The 19,665-nt window shown below is 72.7% G+C and carries 17 protein-coding genes and 1 tRNA gene; 10 read left to right on the top strand and 8 right to left on the bottom strand.

Features of this window, described 5'->3' with window-relative positions; genetic code table 11:
- Positions 1–142: 142 nt before the first annotated feature.
- From ACFZCP_RS37505 to polX, 3 genes are read left to right on the top strand one after another with little or no spacing between them, the layout of a single operon-like run.
- Positions 143–877: a molybdopterin-dependent oxidoreductase gene (locus tag ACFZCP_RS37505; RefSeq protein ID WP_391438185.1), complete on the top strand. Its 735-nt coding sequence runs from the start codon at positions 143–145 to the stop codon at positions 875–877.
- Positions 861–1,487 carry a cytochrome b/b6 domain-containing protein gene (locus ACFZCP_RS37500; protein WP_362695900.1) on the top strand — a complete coding sequence of 209 codons (627 nt, stop codon included), beginning with the start codon at positions 861–863 and terminating at the stop codon, positions 1,485–1,487. Before ACFZCP_RS37505 ends, ACFZCP_RS37500 begins: the two co-directional genes overlap by 17 nt.
- A gap of 9 nt (positions 1,488–1,496) precedes the next feature.
- The gene (gene polX / locus ACFZCP_RS37495; protein ID WP_391438184.1) at positions 1,497–3,224 is read left to right on the top strand and encodes a DNA polymerase/3'-5' exonuclease PolX; all 1,728 of its coding nucleotides are present in this window, start codon (positions 1,497–1,499) and stop codon (positions 3,222–3,224) included.
- Between the two features lie 121 nt (positions 3,225–3,345).
- Here the strand turns inward: polX and ACFZCP_RS37490 are convergent, their stop codons facing one another.
- From ACFZCP_RS37490 to ACFZCP_RS37480, 3 genes are read right to left on the bottom strand one after another with little or no spacing between them, the layout of a single operon-like run.
- Positions 3,346–4,461, bottom strand: coding sequence for a CapA family protein (locus tag ACFZCP_RS37490; RefSeq protein ID WP_391438183.1), 1,116 nt, complete (start codon positions 4,459–4,461; stop codon positions 3,346–3,348).
- A gap of 9 nt (positions 4,462–4,470) precedes the next feature.
- The gene (locus ACFZCP_RS37485) at positions 4,471–5,772 is read right to left on the bottom strand and encodes a phosphoribosyltransferase family protein (protein WP_391438182.1); all 1,302 of its coding nucleotides are present in this window, start codon (positions 5,770–5,772) and stop codon (positions 4,471–4,473) included.
- Positions 5,773–5,784: 12 nt separating this feature from the next.
- Positions 5,785–6,096: a dsRBD fold-containing protein gene (locus ACFZCP_RS37480; RefSeq protein WP_391438181.1), complete on the bottom strand. Its 312-nt coding sequence runs from the start codon at positions 6,094–6,096 to the stop codon at positions 5,785–5,787.
- A 129-nt stretch (positions 6,097–6,225) separates the two neighbouring features.
- Between ACFZCP_RS37480 and ACFZCP_RS37475 the strand changes: the two genes are divergently transcribed.
- The gene (locus ACFZCP_RS37475; RefSeq protein ID WP_391438180.1) at positions 6,226–6,591 is read left to right on the top strand and encodes a YchJ family metal-binding protein; all 366 of its coding nucleotides are present in this window, start codon (positions 6,226–6,228) and stop codon (positions 6,589–6,591) included.
- A 119-nt stretch (positions 6,592–6,710) separates the two neighbouring features.
- Here the strand turns inward: ACFZCP_RS37475 and ACFZCP_RS37470 are convergent, their stop codons facing one another.
- On the bottom strand, positions 6,711–7,412 hold the full coding sequence (locus ACFZCP_RS37470; protein WP_391438179.1) for an FCD domain-containing protein: 702 nt from the start codon (positions 7,410–7,412) through the stop codon (positions 6,711–6,713).
- A 145-nt stretch (positions 7,413–7,557) separates the two neighbouring features.
- On the opposite strand from ACFZCP_RS37470, the gene ACFZCP_RS37465 reads away from it, so the two are divergent.
- Positions 7,558–8,076, top strand: a complete 519-nt coding sequence (locus tag ACFZCP_RS37465; RefSeq protein ID WP_391438178.1) for a gluconokinase, GntK/IdnK-type — start codon at positions 7,558–7,560, stop codon at positions 8,074–8,076.
- A 41-nt stretch (positions 8,077–8,117) separates the two neighbouring features.
- Positions 8,118–9,515 carry a gluconate:H+ symporter gene (locus ACFZCP_RS37460; RefSeq protein WP_391438177.1) on the top strand — a complete coding sequence of 466 codons (1,398 nt, stop codon included), beginning with the start codon at positions 8,118–8,120 and terminating at the stop codon, positions 9,513–9,515.
- A 75-nt stretch (positions 9,516–9,590) separates the two neighbouring features.
- Here the strand turns inward: ACFZCP_RS37460 and ACFZCP_RS37455 are convergent, their stop codons facing one another.
- The 3 genes from ACFZCP_RS37455 to ACFZCP_RS37445 all read right to left on the bottom strand — a co-directional run bounded on the left by ACFZCP_RS37455 (position 9,591) and on the right by ACFZCP_RS37445 (position 15,601).
- Complete coding sequence (locus ACFZCP_RS37455) at positions 9,591–10,946, bottom strand: M1 family aminopeptidase (protein ID WP_391438176.1); 1,356 nt, start codon at positions 10,944–10,946, stop codon at positions 9,591–9,593.
- Positions 10,947–11,020: 74 nt separating this feature from the next.
- A complete protein-coding gene (locus ACFZCP_RS37450; protein WP_391438167.1) occupies positions 11,021–14,881 on the bottom strand; it encodes a Pls/PosA family non-ribosomal peptide synthetase in 3,861 nt (1,286 codons plus the stop codon).
- A gap of 632 nt (positions 14,882–15,513) precedes the next feature.
- Positions 15,514–15,601: transfer RNA gene (locus ACFZCP_RS37445), tRNA-Leu, on the bottom strand.
- Between the two features lie 197 nt (positions 15,602–15,798).
- Between ACFZCP_RS37445 and ACFZCP_RS37440 the strand changes: the two genes are divergently transcribed.
- The 3 genes from ACFZCP_RS37440 to ACFZCP_RS37430 all read left to right on the top strand — a co-directional run bounded on the left by ACFZCP_RS37440 (position 15,799) and on the right by ACFZCP_RS37430 (position 18,529).
- On the top strand, positions 15,799–17,124 hold the full coding sequence (locus tag ACFZCP_RS37440; protein WP_391438162.1) for a M20/M25/M40 family metallo-hydrolase: 1,326 nt from the start codon (positions 15,799–15,801) through the stop codon (positions 17,122–17,124).
- A 146-nt stretch (positions 17,125–17,270) separates the two neighbouring features.
- Entirely contained in the window at positions 17,271–17,504 is a 234-nt protein-coding gene (gene chpH / locus ACFZCP_RS37435; RefSeq protein WP_391438157.1) for a chaplin ChpH, read from the top strand.
- A 143-nt stretch (positions 17,505–17,647) separates the two neighbouring features.
- Positions 17,648–18,529, top strand: a complete 882-nt coding sequence (locus ACFZCP_RS37430; protein ID WP_391438152.1) for a chaplin family protein — start codon at positions 17,648–17,650, stop codon at positions 18,527–18,529.
- A gap of 71 nt (positions 18,530–18,600) precedes the next feature.
- On the opposite strand, the gene ACFZCP_RS37425 is transcribed toward ACFZCP_RS37430, so the two are convergent.
- Positions 18,601–18,789, bottom strand: a complete 189-nt coding sequence (locus ACFZCP_RS37425; protein ID WP_046732800.1) for a DUF5703 family protein — start codon at positions 18,787–18,789, stop codon at positions 18,601–18,603.
- Positions 18,790–18,836: 47 nt separating this feature from the next.
- On the opposite strand from ACFZCP_RS37425, the gene ACFZCP_RS37420 reads away from it, so the two are divergent.
- Positions 18,837–19,535 (top strand): hypothetical protein, encoded by a 699-nt coding sequence (locus ACFZCP_RS37420; protein ID WP_391438143.1) that lies wholly within the window; start codon positions 18,837–18,839, stop codon positions 19,533–19,535.
- The last annotated feature ends 130 nt before the right edge of the window (positions 19,536–19,665 follow it).

The following is a 19,665-nucleotide window of genomic DNA, read 5'->3' as shown; positions in this document are numbered from 1 at the left end:
GGTGTTCGCGCGCCGCTCCCGACCGGGCCGCACGCGCTCCCGAGCCGTTCCCGTCCGGGCCGTGGGTGAGAAGTGATTACGGAAGTCTGACCGCAGGCCGTACACCCTGGCCCCACGAGGCCCGAAGTGCTCGAATGAATGCGTGAACACTGAACCATCCGAGGGGCCCGACGCGCAGGGCAGGCCGATCGGACGCCGTGTCTTCCTCGGCACCCTCGGCCTGGGCGCCCTCGGTGTGGCCGGCGCACCCGTGCTGCAACGCGGACTGGAAGGCATCCTCGGCAGCCTTTCCGGCAACGACCCGACCGGCCTGACCGGCCTGCTGCCCAACGGCGGCGGCTTCCGCTACTACTCGGTCGCCGCGTCCGTCCCGCACAAGGGGCCCGCGGACTACCGGCTGACCATCGACGGCCTGGTCGACCACCCGCGCACCTACACCCTCGCCGACCTGCGCACCCTGCCGCAGACCCGGCTGGTCAAGGACGTCCAGTGCGTCACCGGCTGGCGGGTCCCGGGCACCCCCTTCGAGGGTGTGCGGCTCTCCCGCTTGCTGGACGAGGCCGGCGTGCGGCCGACCGCCAAGGCCATCCGCTTCACCTGCTTCGACGGCACCTACAGCGAGAGCCTCACCCTCGACCAGGCCCGCCGCCCGGACATCCTGGTCGCCCTGCGCATGCAGGACAGGAACATCGGCCACGACCACGGCGGACCCGTCCGCCTCTACGTCGCCCCCATGTACTTCTACAAATCCGCCAAGTGGCTCTCCGGCATCACCGTCACCGACCACGTACGGCCCGGCTACTGGGAGAACCTCGGCTACGACGTCGACGCCTGGGTCGGCCGCTCGAACGGACGCACCGATGACCCTACGAGCTGAGACCCCGGCACCGCCGGACGCCCGGATCCGCCGCTTCAGCCACGCCGAACGGTGGGTGCACCGCACGACGGCCGTGCTGATGGGCGTGTGCGTGGCCACCGCCGCCTGTCTCTACATCCCGGAGCTGGCCGTGCTCGTCGGCCGCCGTGCGCTGGTCGTCCGCATCCACGAGTGCGCGGGACTCGCCCTGCCCGTCCCCGTCCTGCTGGGCCTTGCCTCCCGCGCCTTCCGCACCGACCTGCGCTTCCTCAACCGCTTCGGCCCGCACGACCGCACCTGGCTGCGTGCCGCGCTGGTCCGGGACAAGCGCCCCTCGTCGCGTCCGGCGGGCAAGTTCAACGCCGGCCAGAAGATCTACGCCGCCTGGATCGCCGGTGCCACCCTGGTCATGCTCGCCACCGGCCTGATGATGTGGTTCACCCACCTCACCCCGCTGATGTGGCGCACCTCGGCGACCTTCGTCCACGACTGGCTGGCCCTGACGATCGGCGTGGTCCTGGCCGGCCACATCGGCATGGCCCTGGGGGACCCGGAGGCCCGGCGGGGACTGCGGACGGGGTCGGTGAGCAGTCAGTGGGCGAAACGGGAACACCCGTTGTGGCGTCCCTAGACTTGAGGAGTGGCCCGGCCCAATGAGGAGGTCGAGGCGCTCCTGCGGGAGTACGCGGACCTCGTTGCGATCACGGGAGGCGACGCCTTCAAGGCGCGCGCCTACGAGAAGGCCGCGCGTGCCATCGGCGGTCATCCGGCCGACATCTCCCGGCTGGACGCGGACGGCCTCAGGGAGATCCCGAACGTGGGCAGGTCGATCGCCGAGAAGGTGATCGAGTACCTGCGCACCGGCACCATGGCGGTGGTCGAGGAGCGCCGGGAGAAGATCCCCGCCGGGGTCCGCGAACTGATCACGATCCCCACGCTCGGCCCGAAGAAGGCGCTGCGGCTCTACGAGGACCTGCACATCTCCTCGGTGGACGAACTGGCCGCGGCCATCGAGGCGGACGCGCTGGCCGATCTGAAGGGGTTCGGCGAGAAGACGCAGGAGAACATCGCGCACGGGATCGAGCTGCTGCGGCAGTCGGGCGGCCGGATCCCGGTCCACCTGGCCCTCGGCACGGCCGAGGAGATCGTCGCCGAGCTGTCCGCGGTGACCGGCTGCAAGCGCTGCACCTACGCCGGATCGCTCAGGCGCATGCGGGAGACCATCGGCGACATCGACATCCTCGTCGCGGCGACCCGGTCGGCGCCCTTCATGGACGCCCTCGTCGCGCTGCCGGCGACCGCGGAGGTGATCGCGCACGGCGAGAAGAAGACGTCGGTCCGCACCCGCAAGGGCGTCCAGGTCGACCTGCGGGTGCTGCCGCCCGCGTCCTGGGGCGCCGGACTGCAGTACTTCACCGGGTCCAAGGGGCACAACATCCGCACCCGTACCATCGCCGTCCACCTGGGACTCAAGCTCTCGGAGTACGGGCTGTTCGACGCGGACAGCGGCACCTCGCTCGCCTCCCGCACGGAGGAGGAGGTCTACGACCGCCTCGGCCTGCCCTGGATCCCGCCCACGCTCAGGGAGGACCGCGGGGAGATCGACGCCGCGCTGCGCGGCGAGCTGCCCGACGTGCTGACCGAGCGGGACATCCGCGGTGACCTGCACACCCACACGGACCTCACCGACGGCCTCGCACCGCTGGAGACCATGGTGGAGGCCGCGGCCGAACGCGGCTACGCCTACTACGCGGTCACCGACCACGCGCCCGACCTGTCCATGCAGCGCATGACCGACGAGAAGATCCTCGCCCAGCGCGAGCGGGTGCGGGAACTGGACGGCACCCGGCACCGGATGCGGCTGCTGCACGGCACCGAACTCAACATCGGTCCCGACGGCGAGGTGGACTGGCCCGGGGAGTTCCTGGCCGGTTTCGATCTGTGCGTGGCCTCCCTCCACTCGCACTTCGACCAGGACCGCCGGTCGATGACCCGGCGCCTCGTGAGGGCCTGCGAGAACCCGTACGTGAACATCATCGGCCACCCCACCACCCGGCTGATCGGCAGACGGCCCGGCGTCGACGCCGACTGGGACGCGGTGTTCGCCGCGTGCGCCCGCACCGGCACCGCGCTGGAGGTCAACGCCCAGCCCGACCGTCTGGACCTGCGCGACGAGGACATCGCGCGGGCCCGGCGGCACGGGGTGAGGTTCGCGGTGAACACCGATGCCCACTCGGTCCTCCACCTCGCCCACCTGCGCTACGGCGTCGCCACCGCCCAGCGCGGCTGGCTCACCGAGGAGGACGTGATCAACACCTGGCCGCTGACCCGCCTGCGCCGCTTCCTGCACGGGAGCGGACGGACCTGAACTCCCCACCCGCCACAGGGGTTTTGCCTGGCTCCCTCCCGCCACAGGGCCACGCCCGCTCCCTCTCACCGCAGGGGCCACGCCCGCTCCCTCTCACCGCAGGGGCCGCGCCCGCTCCCTCTCATCGCAGGGGCCGCGCCATGAGGGTGCCGTCGTCCCCGTGCTCGACCCGGGTCGCGAGGGCGCGGCTGCACCGGTCGAGAGTGGCGCACAGCCACGCGGCGTCCCGGGCCGACGCGTGCTCCAGACGCATCCGCCGCGCCTGCAGGGGCACCATCCTCAGGGCGGTCAGCCGCCCGGTGCCGGACTCCAGCGAGGCCAGGTACAGCAGCCTGAGGTCGTCCCGGTAGTGCTCGTAGCCGCCTATGCCCTCGTAGTCGTCGACGAGGTCGCCGCAGCCGTACAGGACGAGCCGGTCCCGGTACACCTCCACCGGACGCGGGTGGTGCGAGGAGTGGCCGTGGACGACGTCCACGCCCGCGTCGATGAGCGCGTGCGCGAAGCGGACCTCGGCGCGGGACACTCCGTACCCCCAGTTCGAGCCCCAGTGCACGGAGGCGACCACGATGTCGTCCGGCCGCCCGGTCCGCCGCAGCCGCTCGGTGAAGTCGGCCGCCGTCCGCGCGGTCGGCGCGGCGAACAGGGCCACCCCGGACCCCTCGGCGGTGGCGGCCCAGCTGCGCGGGATGCCGCTGGAGAGCATCCCGAAGGAGAAGACCAGCAGGCGCCCGCCCGCCCGCAGCGGAACCGTCGCCGGCCGCCACGCCGCGGCCGCGTCCCGGCCCGCCCCCGCCGTGCGCAGCCCGGCCGCCGCCAGGCACTCCAGCGTCTCCGAGAGGCCGGGCGGCCCGAAGTCGAGGACGTGGTTGTTGGCCAGGGCACAGACGTCCGGGCGCGCCACGGCGAGAGCGGGCACGTTGTCCGGGTGCATCCGGTAGTGGACGCCCTTGCCCGGCGCGAAGTCCCCGTCCCGGGTGACGGCGGTCTCCAGATTGAGCACCCGCACGTCGGGCGCGGCCCGCTCCAGCACCGGCAGCGCCTCGCCCCAGGGCCACGTGTGGCCGGCCGGCCGCGGCACCGGTCCGTTCACCCCCTCCGCCAGGGCGACGTAGTCGCGGGCGTCGTGCACATAGTCCTCGCGCAGGACGGGGTCACCCGGGTGCGGCAGGATCTGGTCGACGCCCCGGCCGAGCATGACGTCACCGGCGAGGAACAGGGTGACGGCCCCCTCGCGCATGATCCGCGCCTACACGTGTGCGGGCGCCATGTGGTCCGTGAACCAGTCGCGGGCCAGCTCGGTCACCTGCTCCAGCGTGCCGGGCTCCTCGAACAGATGCGTGGCGCCGGGGACGACGTCGAGCCGGTTCTCGCAGTGCAGTCGTGCCTGTGCCTCCCGGTTGAGGGCGAGGACCTGCGGGTCGGCGCCGCCCACGACCAGCAGCGTGGGCGCCGTCACCTCGGGCAGGCGCACTCCGGCGAGGTCGGGCCGGCCGCCGCGCGAGACGACCGCGGCGGGGCGCGTCGACGGTTCGGCGGCGGCCCACAGGGCGGCGGCCGCGCCGGTGCTCGCGCCGAAGTAGCCGATGGCGAGCCCCTCGGTGTCGGGTTCCTCGCGCAGCCAGTCGGTGGCCCCGGCCAGCCGCTCCGCCAGCAGCCCGATGTCGAACACCTTGCGCCGGTCGCGCTCCTCGGCCTCGGTGAGCAGGTCGAAGAGCAGGGTGCCGAGGCCGGCCCGGTTCAGTCCCTGGGCCACGAACCGGTTGCGCGGGCTGTGCCGGCTGCTGCCGCTGCCGTGGGCGAAGACGATGACCCCGGTCGCGCCCGCCGGCAGGGTGAGCTGTCCGCGCAGCCGTACCGCACCGGCGGCCACCTCCGCCTCGCGGTCCTCGGAGCCGGTGCCGAAGCGCTCGTGGCGCCGGTCCGCCTCCCGCAGACAGGCCGTCACCTCCTCGTCGTCGACCTGGGTGAAGTCGCCGTAGAACTGGCCGATCGCGAAGAAGTCCGCCGGGGTGTCGAGGCAGACCAGGTCGTCCGCGTCCCCGCCGACGCGCCGGGCGACGCCCCGGGGCGCCACGGGGACCGCGAGGACGATGCGTGCCGCGCCCCGGGCCCGGGCGATCCGGCAGGCGGCCCGTGCGGTGGAGCCGGTGGCCACCCCGTCGTCGACCACCACGGCGGTCCGGCCCGCGACGCCGACGGGAGCGTGCTCACCCCGGTAGCGGGCGGCCCGCCGGGCGAGCACCTCGCGCTCGTGCGCCTCGACCCGGTCCAGGTCCGCCTGTCCGGCGCCGGTGAGGCGCAGCACCTCCTGGTTGATCACCCGCACGCCGTCCTCGCCGATCGCGCCCATCCCCAGCTCCGGCTGGGCCGGTACGCCGAGCTTCCGCACCAGGCAGACGTCCAGCGGCGCGTCGAGCGCCGCGGCCACCTCCGCGGCGACCGGCACCCCGCCCCGGGGCAGCCCCAGCACCACGACGTCCTGGCCCCGGAGGTACTCCAGGCGGGCACCCAGTCGCCGTCCCGCTTCGTTCCGGTCGGTGAAGAGCACGGCACCGCTCCGTCATTCCCGGGGCAGCCACAGCGGCGCGGGATTCTCCTCCTCGTCCGCTCCGACCGCCTTCATGTCGCCCGCGGCCGCGCGCAGCAGCCGCCGGCCCATCGCTATCAGTGCGCGTCCGGCGGCGAGTTCGTCGCCTATCTCCGGCACCACGGGGTCGTAGGGGTTCCGGCGGGCCTCCGCGTGGCCCTCCAGGACGTTGTCACCGGTGTCCAGGACGATCCGGGCCGTGGTGTCCGGGTCGTGTTCGGACAGGTAGAGGTTCAGCCGCCATTCCTTCACGGACGGAGGACGGTTGATCAGGGGTCCAGTCATCGTCCGTTTCTCCTCACTGCTTCTCCTCACTGCGCTGCGAGGCCACAGGACGCGCCGAGGCGTCACCTCTTCCACTGTGCACCGCACCGGCGCGCCGGCGCCTCCCCGGGACCAGGGAGAATGTCGGACATGACCACGCGCACCTGCCCCTGCGGCCGTCCCGAGTCCTACGACGCGTGCTGCGGCCGCTATCACGCGGGTGCCGCCGCGCCGAGTGCCGAGGCCCTCATGCGGTCGCGGTACAGCGCGTTCGTGAAGGGGGACGCGGGGTACCTCCTGCGGACCTGGCACCCGCGGACCCGACCCGTGCGGCTGGACCTGGGGATGAAGTGGACGGGCCTGGAGGTCCTCGGCACCACCGACGGTTCGGCCTTCCACATCACCGGCACGGTGACCTACCGCGCCTCCTACCGCGGCGGCTCGCTGCACGAGCGCAGCCGGTTCGAGCGGGTGGACGGCGCCTGGGTGTACGTCGACGGGGACTTCCTCGAATAGCCGCCGCAGGCCGTGCAGGCCGCGAAGGCAGTGCCGGCCGCCGCCGGAGCAGTGCGGCCACGGCGCCCACCGCTCACTCCCCGGACCGCGCGGCCCCGGCCGGCCCCCGAGCCGTGCGGCTACGGCGCCAGGATGTCCAGTTCGTGGAGGGCGCCCACGGTGATCTGCCGGGTCAGCTCCTCGGCGCGGGTGCCGTCGCCGGCCCGGACCGCCTCGGCGACCCTGACGTGCAGGGTGACGGCCGCCGGGTCGGGGTCCTCGAACATCACCTCGTGATGGGTCCGGCCCGCCAGCACCTCGGCCACGACGTCGCCGAGGCGGGCGAACATCTCGTTGCCCGAGGCGGTGAGGACGACCCGGTGGAAGGCGATGTCGTGGACCAGGTACTCCTCCAGCCGGTGGCCGCGTGAGGTGGCCACCATGCCGAGTGCGCACTCGGTGAGCTCGGCGCACTGCTCGGCGGTGGCCTGCTTCGCGGCCAGGCCCGCCGCCACCGGCTCGACCGCCGAGCGCAGCACGGTCAGCGAGCGCAGCTGGTGCGGGCGGTCGGCGCCCGCCAGGCGCCAGCGGATGACCTGCGGGTCGTAGACGTTCCACGCGGCCTTGGGCAGGACCGTCACGCCCACCCGGCGGCGGGACTCGACCAGGTACATGGACTCCAGCACCCGCACCGCCTCGCGCATCACGGAGCGTGACACCTCGAAGTGCTGGGCGAGTTCGTCCGTGCGCAGGACACTGCCCGGCGGGTACTCGCCCGCTGTGATCGCGGGGCCGAGAGTGTCCAGTACGCGGCCGTGCAGCCCCCGGCCCGGTGTGCTCATGCACTCAGCGTACGGCTTGGATCACAGGCTCAAAAAGTCAGACTTATATGTCACACACTCTTGAATTCATCGTACCTAATGGGTTTCAGTGTGGCCGACGCCGGATGTCGGCGTCGGATGTCGAGGAAGACACAGCGAGGCATTGATGCGTACCCCCCACGTCGTCGTGGTGATGGGCGTCGCCGGGACGGGCAAGACCACGATCGGTCCGCTGCTCGCCGCCCGGCTGGGCGTCCCCTACGCCGAGGGCGACGACTTCCACCCGGAGGCCAACATCGCCAAGATGTCGGCCGGGATCCCGCTCCAGGACACCGACCGGTGGCCGTGGCTCGACGCCATCGGTCACTGGGCCGCGGGGCGGGCCGGGCTGGGCGGGGTGGTCAGCAGCTCGGCGCTGAAGCGGTCGTACCGCGACCGGCTCAGGGCCGTGGCTCCCGGGATCGTCTTCGTGCACCTGACGGGTGACCGCAGGCTCATCGAGGACCGGATGTCCCACCGCCGGGGCCACTTCATGCCCACCGCGCTGCTGGACTCCCAGTTCGCCACGCTGCAGCCACTGGAACCCGACGAGGCCGGAGTGGCCGTGGAGGTCAGCGGCAGCCCCGAGGAGATCGCCGACCGTGCCGTGAGGGCACTGGACGCGCTTCCCGACACCCTCCAGTAGCACCCCCACCCGCTCATCCCCGTACCTGCAAGGGAACCCCCGTGACCAGACTCAGCGTCGAGATGCTGGCAGCGGACACCGTCCAGCCGATCACCTCGGCCGGTCATGCCCGGCTGGGCATCGCCGTCCTGGCGGGCATCGCCGTCATCGTCCTCCTCATCACCAGGTTCAAGCTGCACGCCTTCCTGGCCCTGACCGTCGGCTCGCTGGCGCTCGGGGCGGTCGCCGGCGCGCCGCTCGACAAGGTGATCACCAGCTTCACCACCGGCCTGGGCAGCACGGTCGCCGGCGTGGGGGTCCTGATCGCGCTCGGGGCGATCCTGGGCAAACTGCTGGCCGACTCCGGGGGCGCGGACCAGATCGTGGACACGATCCTCGCCAGGGCGTCAGGGCGCGCGATGCCGTGGGCGATGGTGCTGATCGCCTCCGTGATCGGCCTGCCGCTCTTCTTCGAGGTCGGCATCGTGCTGCTGATCCCGGTCGTGCTGATGGTCGCCCGGCGCGGCAACTACTCCCTCATGCGCATCGGCATCCCGGCACTGGCCGGCCTGTCCGTGATGCACGGCCTGATCCCGCCGCACCCCGGCCCGCTGGTCGCGATCGACGCGCTGCACGCCAACCTGGGCGTGACCTTGGCGTTCGGCATCCTCGTCGCCATACCGACGGTGATCGTCGCCGGTCCGCTGTTCTCCAGGGTCGCGGCCCGCTGGGTGGACGTGCCCGCCCCCGACCGGATGCTGCCGCAGCGCGCCTCCGGGGAGCTGGAGCGCCGTCCGGGCTTCGCCGCGACGCTCGCCACCGTGCTGCTGCCCGTGGCGCTGATGCTGGCCAAGGCCCTGGTGGACATCGTCGTCGACGACCCCGCGAACCGGACCCAGCGCGTCTTCGACGTCGTCGGCTCCCCGCTGATCGCGCTGCTCGCCGCCGTTCTCGTCGGGTTCTTCACGCTCGGGCGGGCCGCCGGATTCAGCAGGGAACGGCTCCAGCAGACCGTCGACAAGGGCCTCATGCCGATCGCCGGCATCCTGCTGATCGTGGGAGCGGGCGGCGGCTTCAAGCAGACGCTGATCGACTGCGGCGTGGGTCAGATGATCCTGGACATGTCCAGGAACTGGTCGATCCCGGCACTGCTGCTGGGCTGGCTGATCGCGGTGGTGATCCGGCTGGCGACCGGTTCGGCGACGGTGGCGACGGTCTCGGCGGCCGGCCTGGTCGCGCCGCTCGCGGCCGACATGTCGACCACCCACACCGCCCTGCTGGTCCTGGCCGTCGGCGCCGGCTCGCTGTTCTTCAGCTTCGTCAACGACGCCGGCTTCTGGCTGGTGAAGGAGTACTTCGGGCTGAGCGTCGGACAGACCGTCAAGACCTGGTCGGTGATGGAGACGATCATCTCGGTGGTCGCCGGCGGCCTGGTCCTGCTGCTGTCCCTGGTCGTCTAGGCACCATCCGCGCGCGCGACACGGCTCACCGGGGGGCGCCAGGGCGCCCAGGGGGCGGGCGGGCCGGACAGGGGGCTACGGCGTGTGCCGCACCCCCCTGGGCGCGCCGAGCGTCGGCAGCGGCGGCAGCTTCCCCCGGTACAGCCACGCCTCGAACAGCTCGTCCAGCGGCTCGTCCGCGAACCGGGCCACGTGCTCGGTGAACGCCGCCGTCGTCACCGACCCGTTGCGGTGCAGCCGCACCCAGCTGCGCAGCATCAGGAAGAACGCGTCGTCGCCCAGCGCGCAGCGCACCGCATGCAGGGCCAGACCGCCCCGCTGGTAGAGCCGGTCGTCGAACATCAGCCTGCGGCCCGGATCCGCCAGCCGCAGGTCCTGCGGCAGGGTGGACAGCAACCGGTGCGCCGCGGCGGCCAGTTGCTGCGTGCTGCGGCCGCCCGAGCGCTCGGACCACAGCCACTCCGCGTACTTGGCGAAGCCCTCGTTCAGCCAGATCTGCCGCCAGTCGGCGATGGACACGCAGTTGCCGAACCACTGGTGCGCCAGCTCGTGCGCCACCAGCCGCTCCGAACCCCGGGCGCCGTCCACGTGGTTGGAGCCGAACAGCGACAACCCCTGTGCCTCGACCGGCACATCGAGTTCCTCCTCGGTCACCGCGACCGCGTACTCGTCGAACGGGTACGGCCCGAACAGCTCCTGGAACAGCTCCATCATGGCCGGCTGCCGCGCGAAGTCACGGGAGAACTCGGGGAGCAGCTGCGCCGGGATGTGCCCGTGCTGCGGCACGCCGCCCGGTCCCGGGTCGCCCAGCAGCACCGTCTGGAACTTGCCGATCGCCAGACCGACCAGATAACTGGACGTGGGCGCGGACTGCTCGTACACCCAGGTGGTCGTCGAGGCCTTCGTCGTACGGGTCAGCAGCCGCCCGCCCGAGACCACCGCATAGGCGGACGGCGTGGTGACCGAGAGCAGGTAGGACGCCTTGTCGGCGGGCCGGTCGTTGCACGGGTACCAGGACGGCGCCCCGATCGGCTGGCTCGCCACCAGCGCCCCGTCCGCCAGCTCCTCCCAGCCGAGCTCGCCCCAGGGGCTGGGCACCGGCCTCGGGTTGCCGGACCAGTGCACCTCGACGGTGAAGGCGGCCCCGGCCCGCACGGGCTTGGCTGGGCGGACGCGCAGCCGTCCGCCCCGGTGCGTGTAGTGCGGCTGCCGGCCGTCCACCCGCACCCGGCCGATCTTGAAGTCGGCCAGGTTGAGCTGGAATTCGGCGAGCGGTGCCCGGCCGGCGATCGCGTTGATCCGTACGCTGCCCGCCAGCCGGTTCGGGCCCGGGCGGTAGTCCAGCGTGAGCTCGTAGCGGTGCACCCGGTAGCGGGAATCACCGTTGTCCGGGAAGTACGGGTCCGGACCGACCGACTGCTGAACTGCCACTGCTGTGTCTGCTCCCTGCGCTGTGCCACCACTCCGTTCCGGTACACCGCTCGCCGGCCCCGAAAGAGCCGCGCTCACCGACGCCATGCCTCGATCGGGTTGCCCAGCCAGCGGGTGTCGTCCGGGACGGACTCCCCGGCCATGACGAGCGACGCGGGACCCAGGGTCGTACGGGCCCCGATCGTGCTGCCGGGCAGCACGATCCCGCCAGGGCCCAGGGTGGCGCCCTCACGGAGGACCACAGTATCCGTCCGCAAGATCCGGTCGTGGAAGAGGTGAGTCTGCAGCACGCAGCCACGGTTGACGGTGGCGGCGTCCTCCAGGGTCACCAGGTCCGTCTCCGGCAGCCAGTAGCTCTCCACCCACACCCCCTTGCCCACGCGCGCGCCGAGCCCGCGCAGCCAGGCCGTCATCACCGGAGTCCCGGGCACGCCTCCGGCCAGCCACGGCACGGCCAGCACCTCGACGAACGTGTCCGCCAGCTCGTTGCGCCACACGAAGGAGCTCCACAGCGGATGCTCCCCGGCCCGGTGCCGCCCCACGAGCAGCCACTTCGCGACGACGCAGACGACCGCCGCCAGGGCACCCGCGGCCAGCAGCACCAAACCGGAAAGGGCCCAGGCCCACGTGCCCAGCGCGCACAGCGCCGTCACCGTCAGCGCGGCCAGCGCCGCGGAACACAGCACGGGCACGATCCGGCACAGCTCCACCAGCGCGCGCGCCCACAGCAGCCGGGCGGGCGGCTCGTAGGTACGGCTCTGATCCCCGCCGGCGGCACTTCGCGGCAGCTTCACCGGCGGCAGCCCCAGATACGACGTGCCCTTCTTCGCCTTCTTCGGCGTCGCCGACAGCACGCCGACCAGGCCGCCGTCCGGCACACTCCGCCCCGGCGCGGTCATCCCGGAGTTCCCGAGGAAGGCCCGCCGCCCGATCTCCGCACGCCCGATCCGTACCCAGCCGCCACCCAGCTCGTACGGCGCCGTCAGCGTGTCGTCCGCCAGGAAGGCACCGTCGCCGACGGTGGTCAGGCTCGGCAGCGCGAGGACGGTCGACACCTCGGCGCCCCGCCCGATCCGCATGCCCAGCAGCCGCAGCCACACCGGCGTGACCAGCCCGGCGTACAGCGGGAACAGCGTCTGACGGGACCGGTCCATCAGCTGCGTCACGGTCCACGCCTGCCAGCCGACCCGGCTGTGGGTCGGATGCGTGCCCTCGCGCAGCTTCACGCTGAACAGCCGCACGGAGACCAGGATCAGCAGCGCGTACGCCAGCCCGTAGGCCAGCGTCGCGGGGACCAGCGCGAGCGCGACCCCGCGCAGGGCCTCGCCGAGAAGGGCTCCGGGCGCCACGAAGGCCCGGACGACCAGCAGGGCGGCCAGGCCCGACAGCAGCGGCAGGGCGCCCAGCCCGACGCCCGCCACGCCGTACATCACCCGCCAGTACGTGCCCCGCTGCGGTCGCTCCTTGGGCCAGTTGCGCTTGGCCTTGCCGAGCTTGACCGCGGGCGCGCCCGCCCACCGCTGACCGGTGGGCACCTGCCCGGTCACCGCGGAACCCGGCGCCACCTCGGCCCGCTTGCCGACCCGCGCGCCCGGGAACAGCACGCTGCGCGTGCCGACGACGGCGTGCGCACCGACCTTGACCGGCCCGACCTCCAGACGGTCACCGTCCAGCCAGTATCCGGACAGGTCCACCTCGGACTCCACGGCGGCCCCGCGCCCCAGCCGCAGCATGCCGGTGACCGGCGGCAGCGAGTGCAGGTCCACCTCCGGCCCCACCTTGGCGCCCAGCGCCCGGGCGTACCGCTCCAGCCACGAACCGGTCAGCGAGGTGGCCCCGCTGAACTCGGCCAGCCGCTCCGCGGTCCACAGCCGCAGATGCACGCTCCCGCCGCGCGGGTAGCGCCCCGGCTCCAGGCGCCGCAGCAGCAGCCGCGCCCCGCCCGCCGCGAGCGCGATCCGCCCGGGCGGGCTGAACAGCAGCAGGGCTCCGGCTGCCGGCACCCACGACGGGGCGGTCGGCAGCCAGGCGTACCCGGGCAGCAGGTTCCCGACCGCGGCCAGGACCAGCGACCAGCGCAGCCCCAGCAGCGTGACCAGCGGGACGAGCAGCAGCAGCTGGACGGCCTGGGCACGCAGCGGGACCGGGGCCACCGTCCGCCGCGAGCCGTCGTCCTGCGCCGAGGCCTCAAGACGCCGGGCCAGCTTGCGCAGCGTGGGCTGCTGGTAGATGTCGAGGACGGCGGCGCTCGGATAGCGGGTGCGCAGCCGGGTGGTGAGCTGGGCGGCGGCCAGACTGCTGCCGCCGATCGCGAAGAAGTCGTCGGTGGCGGCGGTCACCGGGATGCCCAGCACGTGCGCCCACTGCTCGGCGAGCCAGGCCTCGGTGCCGTACAGGTCGGCCTTGGGGGCCTCCACGCCCTTCAGGGGCCAGGGCAGGGCATTGCGGTCCACCTTCCCGGACGTCCGGGTCGGCAGCTCGGCGACGGGCGCGAGCAGCGGCACGAGCGCGGCGGGCAGCTCGGCGCGCAGCTTCTGCACGGCGGCCGTGTGGTCCCAGCCCTCCTGGGTGACCACGTAACCGACGAGCAGCTGATTGCCGCTGCGGGCGGTGCGCACCGCGGCGGCGGCCCCCGCCACACCGGGCAGCGCCTGCAGTGCGGCGTCCACCTCGCCGAGCTCGATCCGCCGGCCGCCGAGCTTGATCTGCTCGTCGGCCCGTCCCAGGAAGATCAGCCCTTCGGGCTCGGCCCTGACCAGGTCACCGCTGCGATAGGCACGCTCCCAGCCCAGTGCCTGCAGCGGCGCGTACTTCTCCGCGTCCTTCTCGGCGTCGAGGTAGCGCGCGAGCCCGACCCCGCCGATCACCAGCTGCCCGCTGCCGCCCAGGGGCACGGGCTCACCGGCCTCGTCGACGACGGCCAGCTCCCAGCCGTTCAGCGGAAGCCCGATCCGCACCGGCTCCTCACCCGTCAGGAGCGAGGCACAGGCCACGACGGTGGCCTCGGTCGGCCCGTAGGTGTTCCACACCTCGCGCCCCTCGGTGACCAGCCGCTGCGCCAGCTCGGGCGGGCAGGCCTCGCCGCCGAAGATCAGCAGCCGTACGTCGTTGAGGGTCTCGGGCTCCCACAGCGCGGCCAGCGTCGGCACGGTCGACACGACGGTGATCTCCTGCTCGACCAGCCAGGGCCCGAGGTCGGCACCGCTTCTGACCTGCGACCGGGGCACCGGCACCAGACAGGCGCCGTACCGCCAGGCCAGCCACATCTCCTCGCAGGAGGCGTCGAAGGCGACGGACAGCCCCGCCATGACCCGGTCGCCGGGCCCGATCGGCTCCTCGGTGAGGAAGAGGGCCGCCTCCGCGTCCACGAACGCGGCGGCGCTGCGGTGCGTGACGGCCACGCCCTTGGGCTTGCCGGTGGACCCGGAGGTGAAGATGATCCAGGCGTCGTGCCCGGCACCGGGCCGGGCGGCGGGGGAGCCGGCGGTGCCCTGGACGGTGACGGTGTGCCCGGCCCCGACGACGGCCCGCACCTTTGCCTCGCCGAACACCAGCTCGGCCCGCTCGTCGGGGTCCTCGGCGTCGACGGGCACATAGGCGGCACCGGCGGCGAGCACGGCGAGAATCGCGATGTACAGCTCATTGGTCCCGGAGGGAACCCGCACACCGACCCGGTCCCCGAGTCCGACCCCGTGACCGGCGAGCCGCTGCCGCAGCCGCTCCACCTCCACGGCCAGCGCACGGTAGGTGAGGCGGCGGGTGCCGTCGTCCAGGGCCGGCTCGTCCGGATACGACCGCACGGACGCGTCGAAGACGTCGACCAGCGTGCGCGGCGAAGCGGCAGGTCCCGCGGAGAAGCGTGCCCGGTCGCCGAACTGCGTGCGGATCTCTTCGTCGAGCAGGCCGAGAGCGCTGCTCTCGTCTATGGCTGCCATCGGTCCTCGCGTCTCGATCCCGGAAGCCTCCGGGGCGCTGGCGGGCCCGCAGGTCTGCCTGGGGTTGTCCGGCTCCAGCTCGGTAACAAGCCGGATATTTTAGTACGACGCTAGGCGCGGCCTCTTCGTCCAGCCACTCGGGAGGGCCGCCGGGGTGACGGCCGGTGCAGCGGACCGAGGGCGCTGACCTGCTGGTTTTCCAACCGGACGAGAGATGCCCCACACGCAGTGCGAGGGGACGGACACTCAGGGCAATTCACTCGGGCGCCGGCTGCCGCCCGTCCTGCTGCTGTCGGCCCCGCGCCCCGTCGCCCGAGCCGTTGCGCCCGTAGGGGCGGGCTCCCCGAGGGCGGGCCGCGGTCCCTCGGCGGATCGGCGACCCCGCCCCACAGGACCGGCCGGACCCGCGTGCGGGCGTCGGGCGGGCGCGTGCGGGCGTCGGGCGGGCGGGAGTTGGCCGGGGCGTGCCGGACGCCGGGGGCGCAACCGGCCCTGTCCGCCGCCCGGTTCCCGCTCCCGGTGGTGGGCTCGTACCGGCCCGGGTCCGTCCGGACGGCGCGGCCTCGGCGGCGTGCGGGGCAGGGGGACGTCCCAGGACATGCAGAAGGCCCCTGAAGATCAGGGGCCTTCGCTGGTGTCCGAGGGGGGACTTGAACCCCCACGCCCGATAAAGGGCACTAGCACCTCAAGCTAGCGCGTCTGCCATTCCGCCACCCGGACAAGGTGTCTGTCGTGCGGGGTTTCCCTCGCGGCGACGAAGGAAACATTACCAGGCTTTCGGGGGTGGCGATCACACCCCGTCCCCATGACCCGGTCGGCGTGAACGGCGTGTGACGGGCCGGGACCGGCCTTGGGTCCGGGCCGGGCCGGAGGCAGGATGAGGAGGACCACCAGCAGCGACAGCGGGAGGAAGCAGCGTGAGCGAGACGGAGACCGCCAGGGGCGTCACCGGTGAGGACGAGGTCGTCGACCTCTGCCGCGAGCTGATCCGGTTCGACACCAGCAACTACGGAGACCATTCCGGCCCGGGCGAGCGCAAGGCAGCCGAGTACGTCGCCGAGAAGCTCGCGGAGGTCGGGCTGGAGCCGAAGATCTTCGAGTCGCACCCGGGGCGCGCGTCCACCGTCGCCCGGATCGCGGGGGAGGACCCGTCCAGGCCCGCGCTGCTGATCCACGGCCACCTGGACGTCGTACCGGCCAACGCGGACGACTGGACCCACCACCCGTTCTCCGGCGAGGTCGCCGACGGGTGCGTGTGGGGCCGCGGGGCCGTCGACATGAAGGACATGGACGCCATGACCCTGGCGGTCGTGCGGGACCGGCTGCGCAGCGGGCGGCGCCCGCCGCGGGACGTCGTCGTCGCCTTCCTCGCCGACGAGGAGGCGGGCGGCACGTACGGAGCCCGGCACCTGGTCGACCACCACCCCGACCTGTTCGAGGGTGTCACCGAGGCGATCAGCGAGGTGGGCGGGTTCTCGTTCACGGTGAACGAGCAGCGGCGGCTGTACCTGATCGAGACAGCCCAGAAGGGCATGCACTGGATGAAGCTGACCGTGGCCGGCACCGCCGGACACGGGTCGATGATCCACCGGGACAACGCCATCACCGAGCTGTCGGAGGCCGTGGCCCGGGTCGGGCGGCACAAGTTCCCGGTGCGGGTCACCAAGACCACCCGGGCCTTCCTCGACGAGCTGGGCGACGCGCTCGGCACCGAGCTGGACCCGGAGGACATGGAGGCCACCCTGGCCAAGCTCGGCGGGATCGCGAAGCTGATCGGCGCGTCCCTGTCCAACACCGCCAACCCCACCCAGCTGAACGCCGGTTACAAGGTCAACGTCATCCCCGGCGAGGCCACCGCACACATCGACGGACGGTTCCTGCCGGGTCACGAGGAGGAGTTCCTCGCCGACCTCGACCGGCTGCTCGGGCCCAACATCCGCCGCGAGGACGTGCACGCCGACAAGGCGATCGAGACCACCTTCGACGGGGCGCTCGTCGAGGCCATGCAGTCCTCGCTGCTGGCCGAGGACCCGACCGCCAAGGCGATCCCCTTCACGCTCTCCGCCGGGACCGACGCCAAGTCCTTCGACGACCTCGGCATCCGCGGCTTCGGCTTCGTGCCGCTCAAGCTGCCGCCGGAGCTGGACTTCGCCGGCATGTTCCACGGCGTGGACGAGCGGGTGCCGGTGGACGGGCTGAAGTTCGGTGTGCGGGTCCTCGACCGCTTCATCGACGCGTCGTGAGGTTCTGGGCCCAGGAATTCGGGCGCCCGTACGAGATCTACTGAGAAGAGTGAATGCGACCATAAGCTCGTAGCTCGATTACTCCCTCCTCGTTACAGGTAATGCGATCTGCAACACAGGGATCGCATTGTCAACAAGGAGGAATAATGATCAAGAAGATCGTCGCTGCCGCGGTTGCCACCAGTGGTCTGGTTCTCGCCGGCGCGGGCATGGCTGCCGCCGACTCCGGTGCCCAGGGTGCCGCCGTGCACTCCCCGGGCGTCGTTTCCGGCAACGTCGTCCAGGTGCCCGTGCACGTCCCGGTGAACGTCTGTGGCAACACGATCAGCGTGATCGGGCTCCTGAACCCTGCCTTCGGCAACACCTGCATCAACAAGTGACGTCGACTCCCTGAGGGGGGGCGTCCTTTTCGAACCGTCGGCCCTGGAGCGCGCGCCATGCGCTCCGAGGCCGACCGGTCTTTTTCCGCGGAAGTCCTTTTCGCGGAAACGTACAGAGAACCGAAGGCAGGGGAAATCCAGAAATGCGACAGGGCACCCGCAAGGGCCTGATGACGGTGGCGGCGGCCACCGGTGTGATCGCCGCCGCGAGCGGCTACGCCCAGGCCGCCTCCGGCGCGGCCGGCTCCGCGGCCGGTTCGCCCGGCGTGCTGTCGGGCAACACGGTGCAGGCGCCGGTGCACGTGCCGGTGAACGTCTGCGGCAACACCGTGAACGTCGTCGGGCTCCTCAACCCGTCGGTGGGCAACACATGCGCCAACGACGGCGGCAGCGGCTCGGGGGGTCACGGAGGCAGCGGCGGCCACGGCGGCTCCGGCGGCTCGCACGCGGGCGGCGGTACGAGCGGTTCGCCGGGTGTCGGCTCCGGCAACACGGTGCAGGCGCCGATCGACGTTCCGGTCAACGTCTGCGGCAACAGCGTGAACGTGATCGGCGTCGGCAACGCCGTCAAGGGCAACGACTGCGCCAACGGCGGCGGACACCACGGCCGGCCGCCGGGCGGCGGGCACGAGAACCCGCCCGGGCATCCCGGCCACCCCGGACATCCCGGCCACCCGGGTCACCCCGGACATCCCGGCCACCCGGGCCAGCCGGGGCACCCCGGTCAGCCGGGTCACCCGGGGCATCCCGGCCACCCGGGGCAGCCAGGGCATCCGGGTACGCCGGGCAAGCCCGGAACGCCGGGAACGCCTGGTCACCCGGGTACTCCGCCCGCAGGCGGGGGGCACACGCCCTCCGGCGGGTCCCAGGTCACGTACCCGGGCGGGGGCTCCGGCCAGTCGCCGACCAACGACCAGCTCGCTCACACCGGCAGTGACCTGCCGCTGGGCCTCACGCTGCCCGCAGGCGCCGGCACGCTGCTCGCGGGTGCGCTGCTGTACCGCAAGGCGCGGGCCTCGGCGTAACGCGACAGGCCGTGAAAAACGGAGCGGGCCCCGCCGCCGCGGCGGGGCCCGCTCCGTTCATGCGTCCCGCCTCACCAGGTGGCCCGCACCTGGCGGATGATCCGCCGGCGCAACCGCACCCTGCGACTGCCGTCGCGCATCAGGCTCAGTCGGTCCAACTCCCAGTGTCCGTACTCGGCATGGTCCGTCAGCAGACGTGTGGCCTCCTTGCGGGAGACCCCGCGAGGTACATACACGTCGACAAATTCGTATTCCGGCATCGCATCTATTGTGCGGGCTGGTGCCCGGTACGGATAGCGTCTGCACTATGTCTGATGCTGTGCAGCCCACCGCTGCCGAGGTACGCGCCGCCGCCGAGGCGATCAAGACCGCGCTCGATCGCCATCTGGCCGCGGTCGAACGCAGGTCGGGGGAGGACGACCCGGACGTCTACGAGGCGTTCAACCAGCTGGCCGCGGCCGCCGAGGCGTACGACGAGTTGCTCTACGACCGCTACGACGAGGTCACACCCTTCGAGATTCCCGGTGCGGACGACTCGCTTCCGCCGTACGCGGGCCCCGAGGAACCCAATGCGGTCAGCGTGCTGATCCGCCGCGACTACGCCGTGGCGGAACCCCAGCGGCTCCTGGCGCAGGCCCAGCGGGTCGAGGCGGTGGAGTACGAGGACGGCGGCGGTGCGGGCGAGGACGCCGCCACCACGGTCCACGGCGCGCTGGGCATCCTGTTCGGCGAGTTCGAACCGGACGAGATCGCTTCCCGGCACAAGGAGTTCGGCCTGGAAGAGGGCGACTCCACGCTCTGGGTCACCGCCGCGGACGAGCCGGCCGAGCCCGGTGAGTGGCTGGAGGCCCCCTTCGAGCAGGCCGACCCGCAGCGGGTGGTGTGCCGGTTCGACGTCAGCGCGGTGTTCGACGACGACGCATCCGACGACCTCGACCAGCAGGACGACCTCGAGTACGACGGGGACGACGACGAGGAACTGGAGCCGCTGGACGCCGAGCGGTAGGGGCGCGCGGCGGCGGGGGGGGGGGGGGGGGGCCCGCCCCCCCCCCCCGGGGGGGGGGGGCGCCCCCCCGCCCCCCCCCCGGGCCCCCCCCCCCCCCCCCCCCCCGGGGCGGGGGGGGCGGGCCCCCCCC

Source organism: Streptomyces sp. NPDC007971 (assembly GCF_042958635.1).
Taxonomy (GTDB): domain Bacteria; phylum Actinomycetota; class Actinomycetes; order Streptomycetales; family Streptomycetaceae; genus Streptomyces.
Note: the sequence above shows the minus strand (reverse complement) of the source record. Positions and strands in the feature narration are given on the sequence as shown.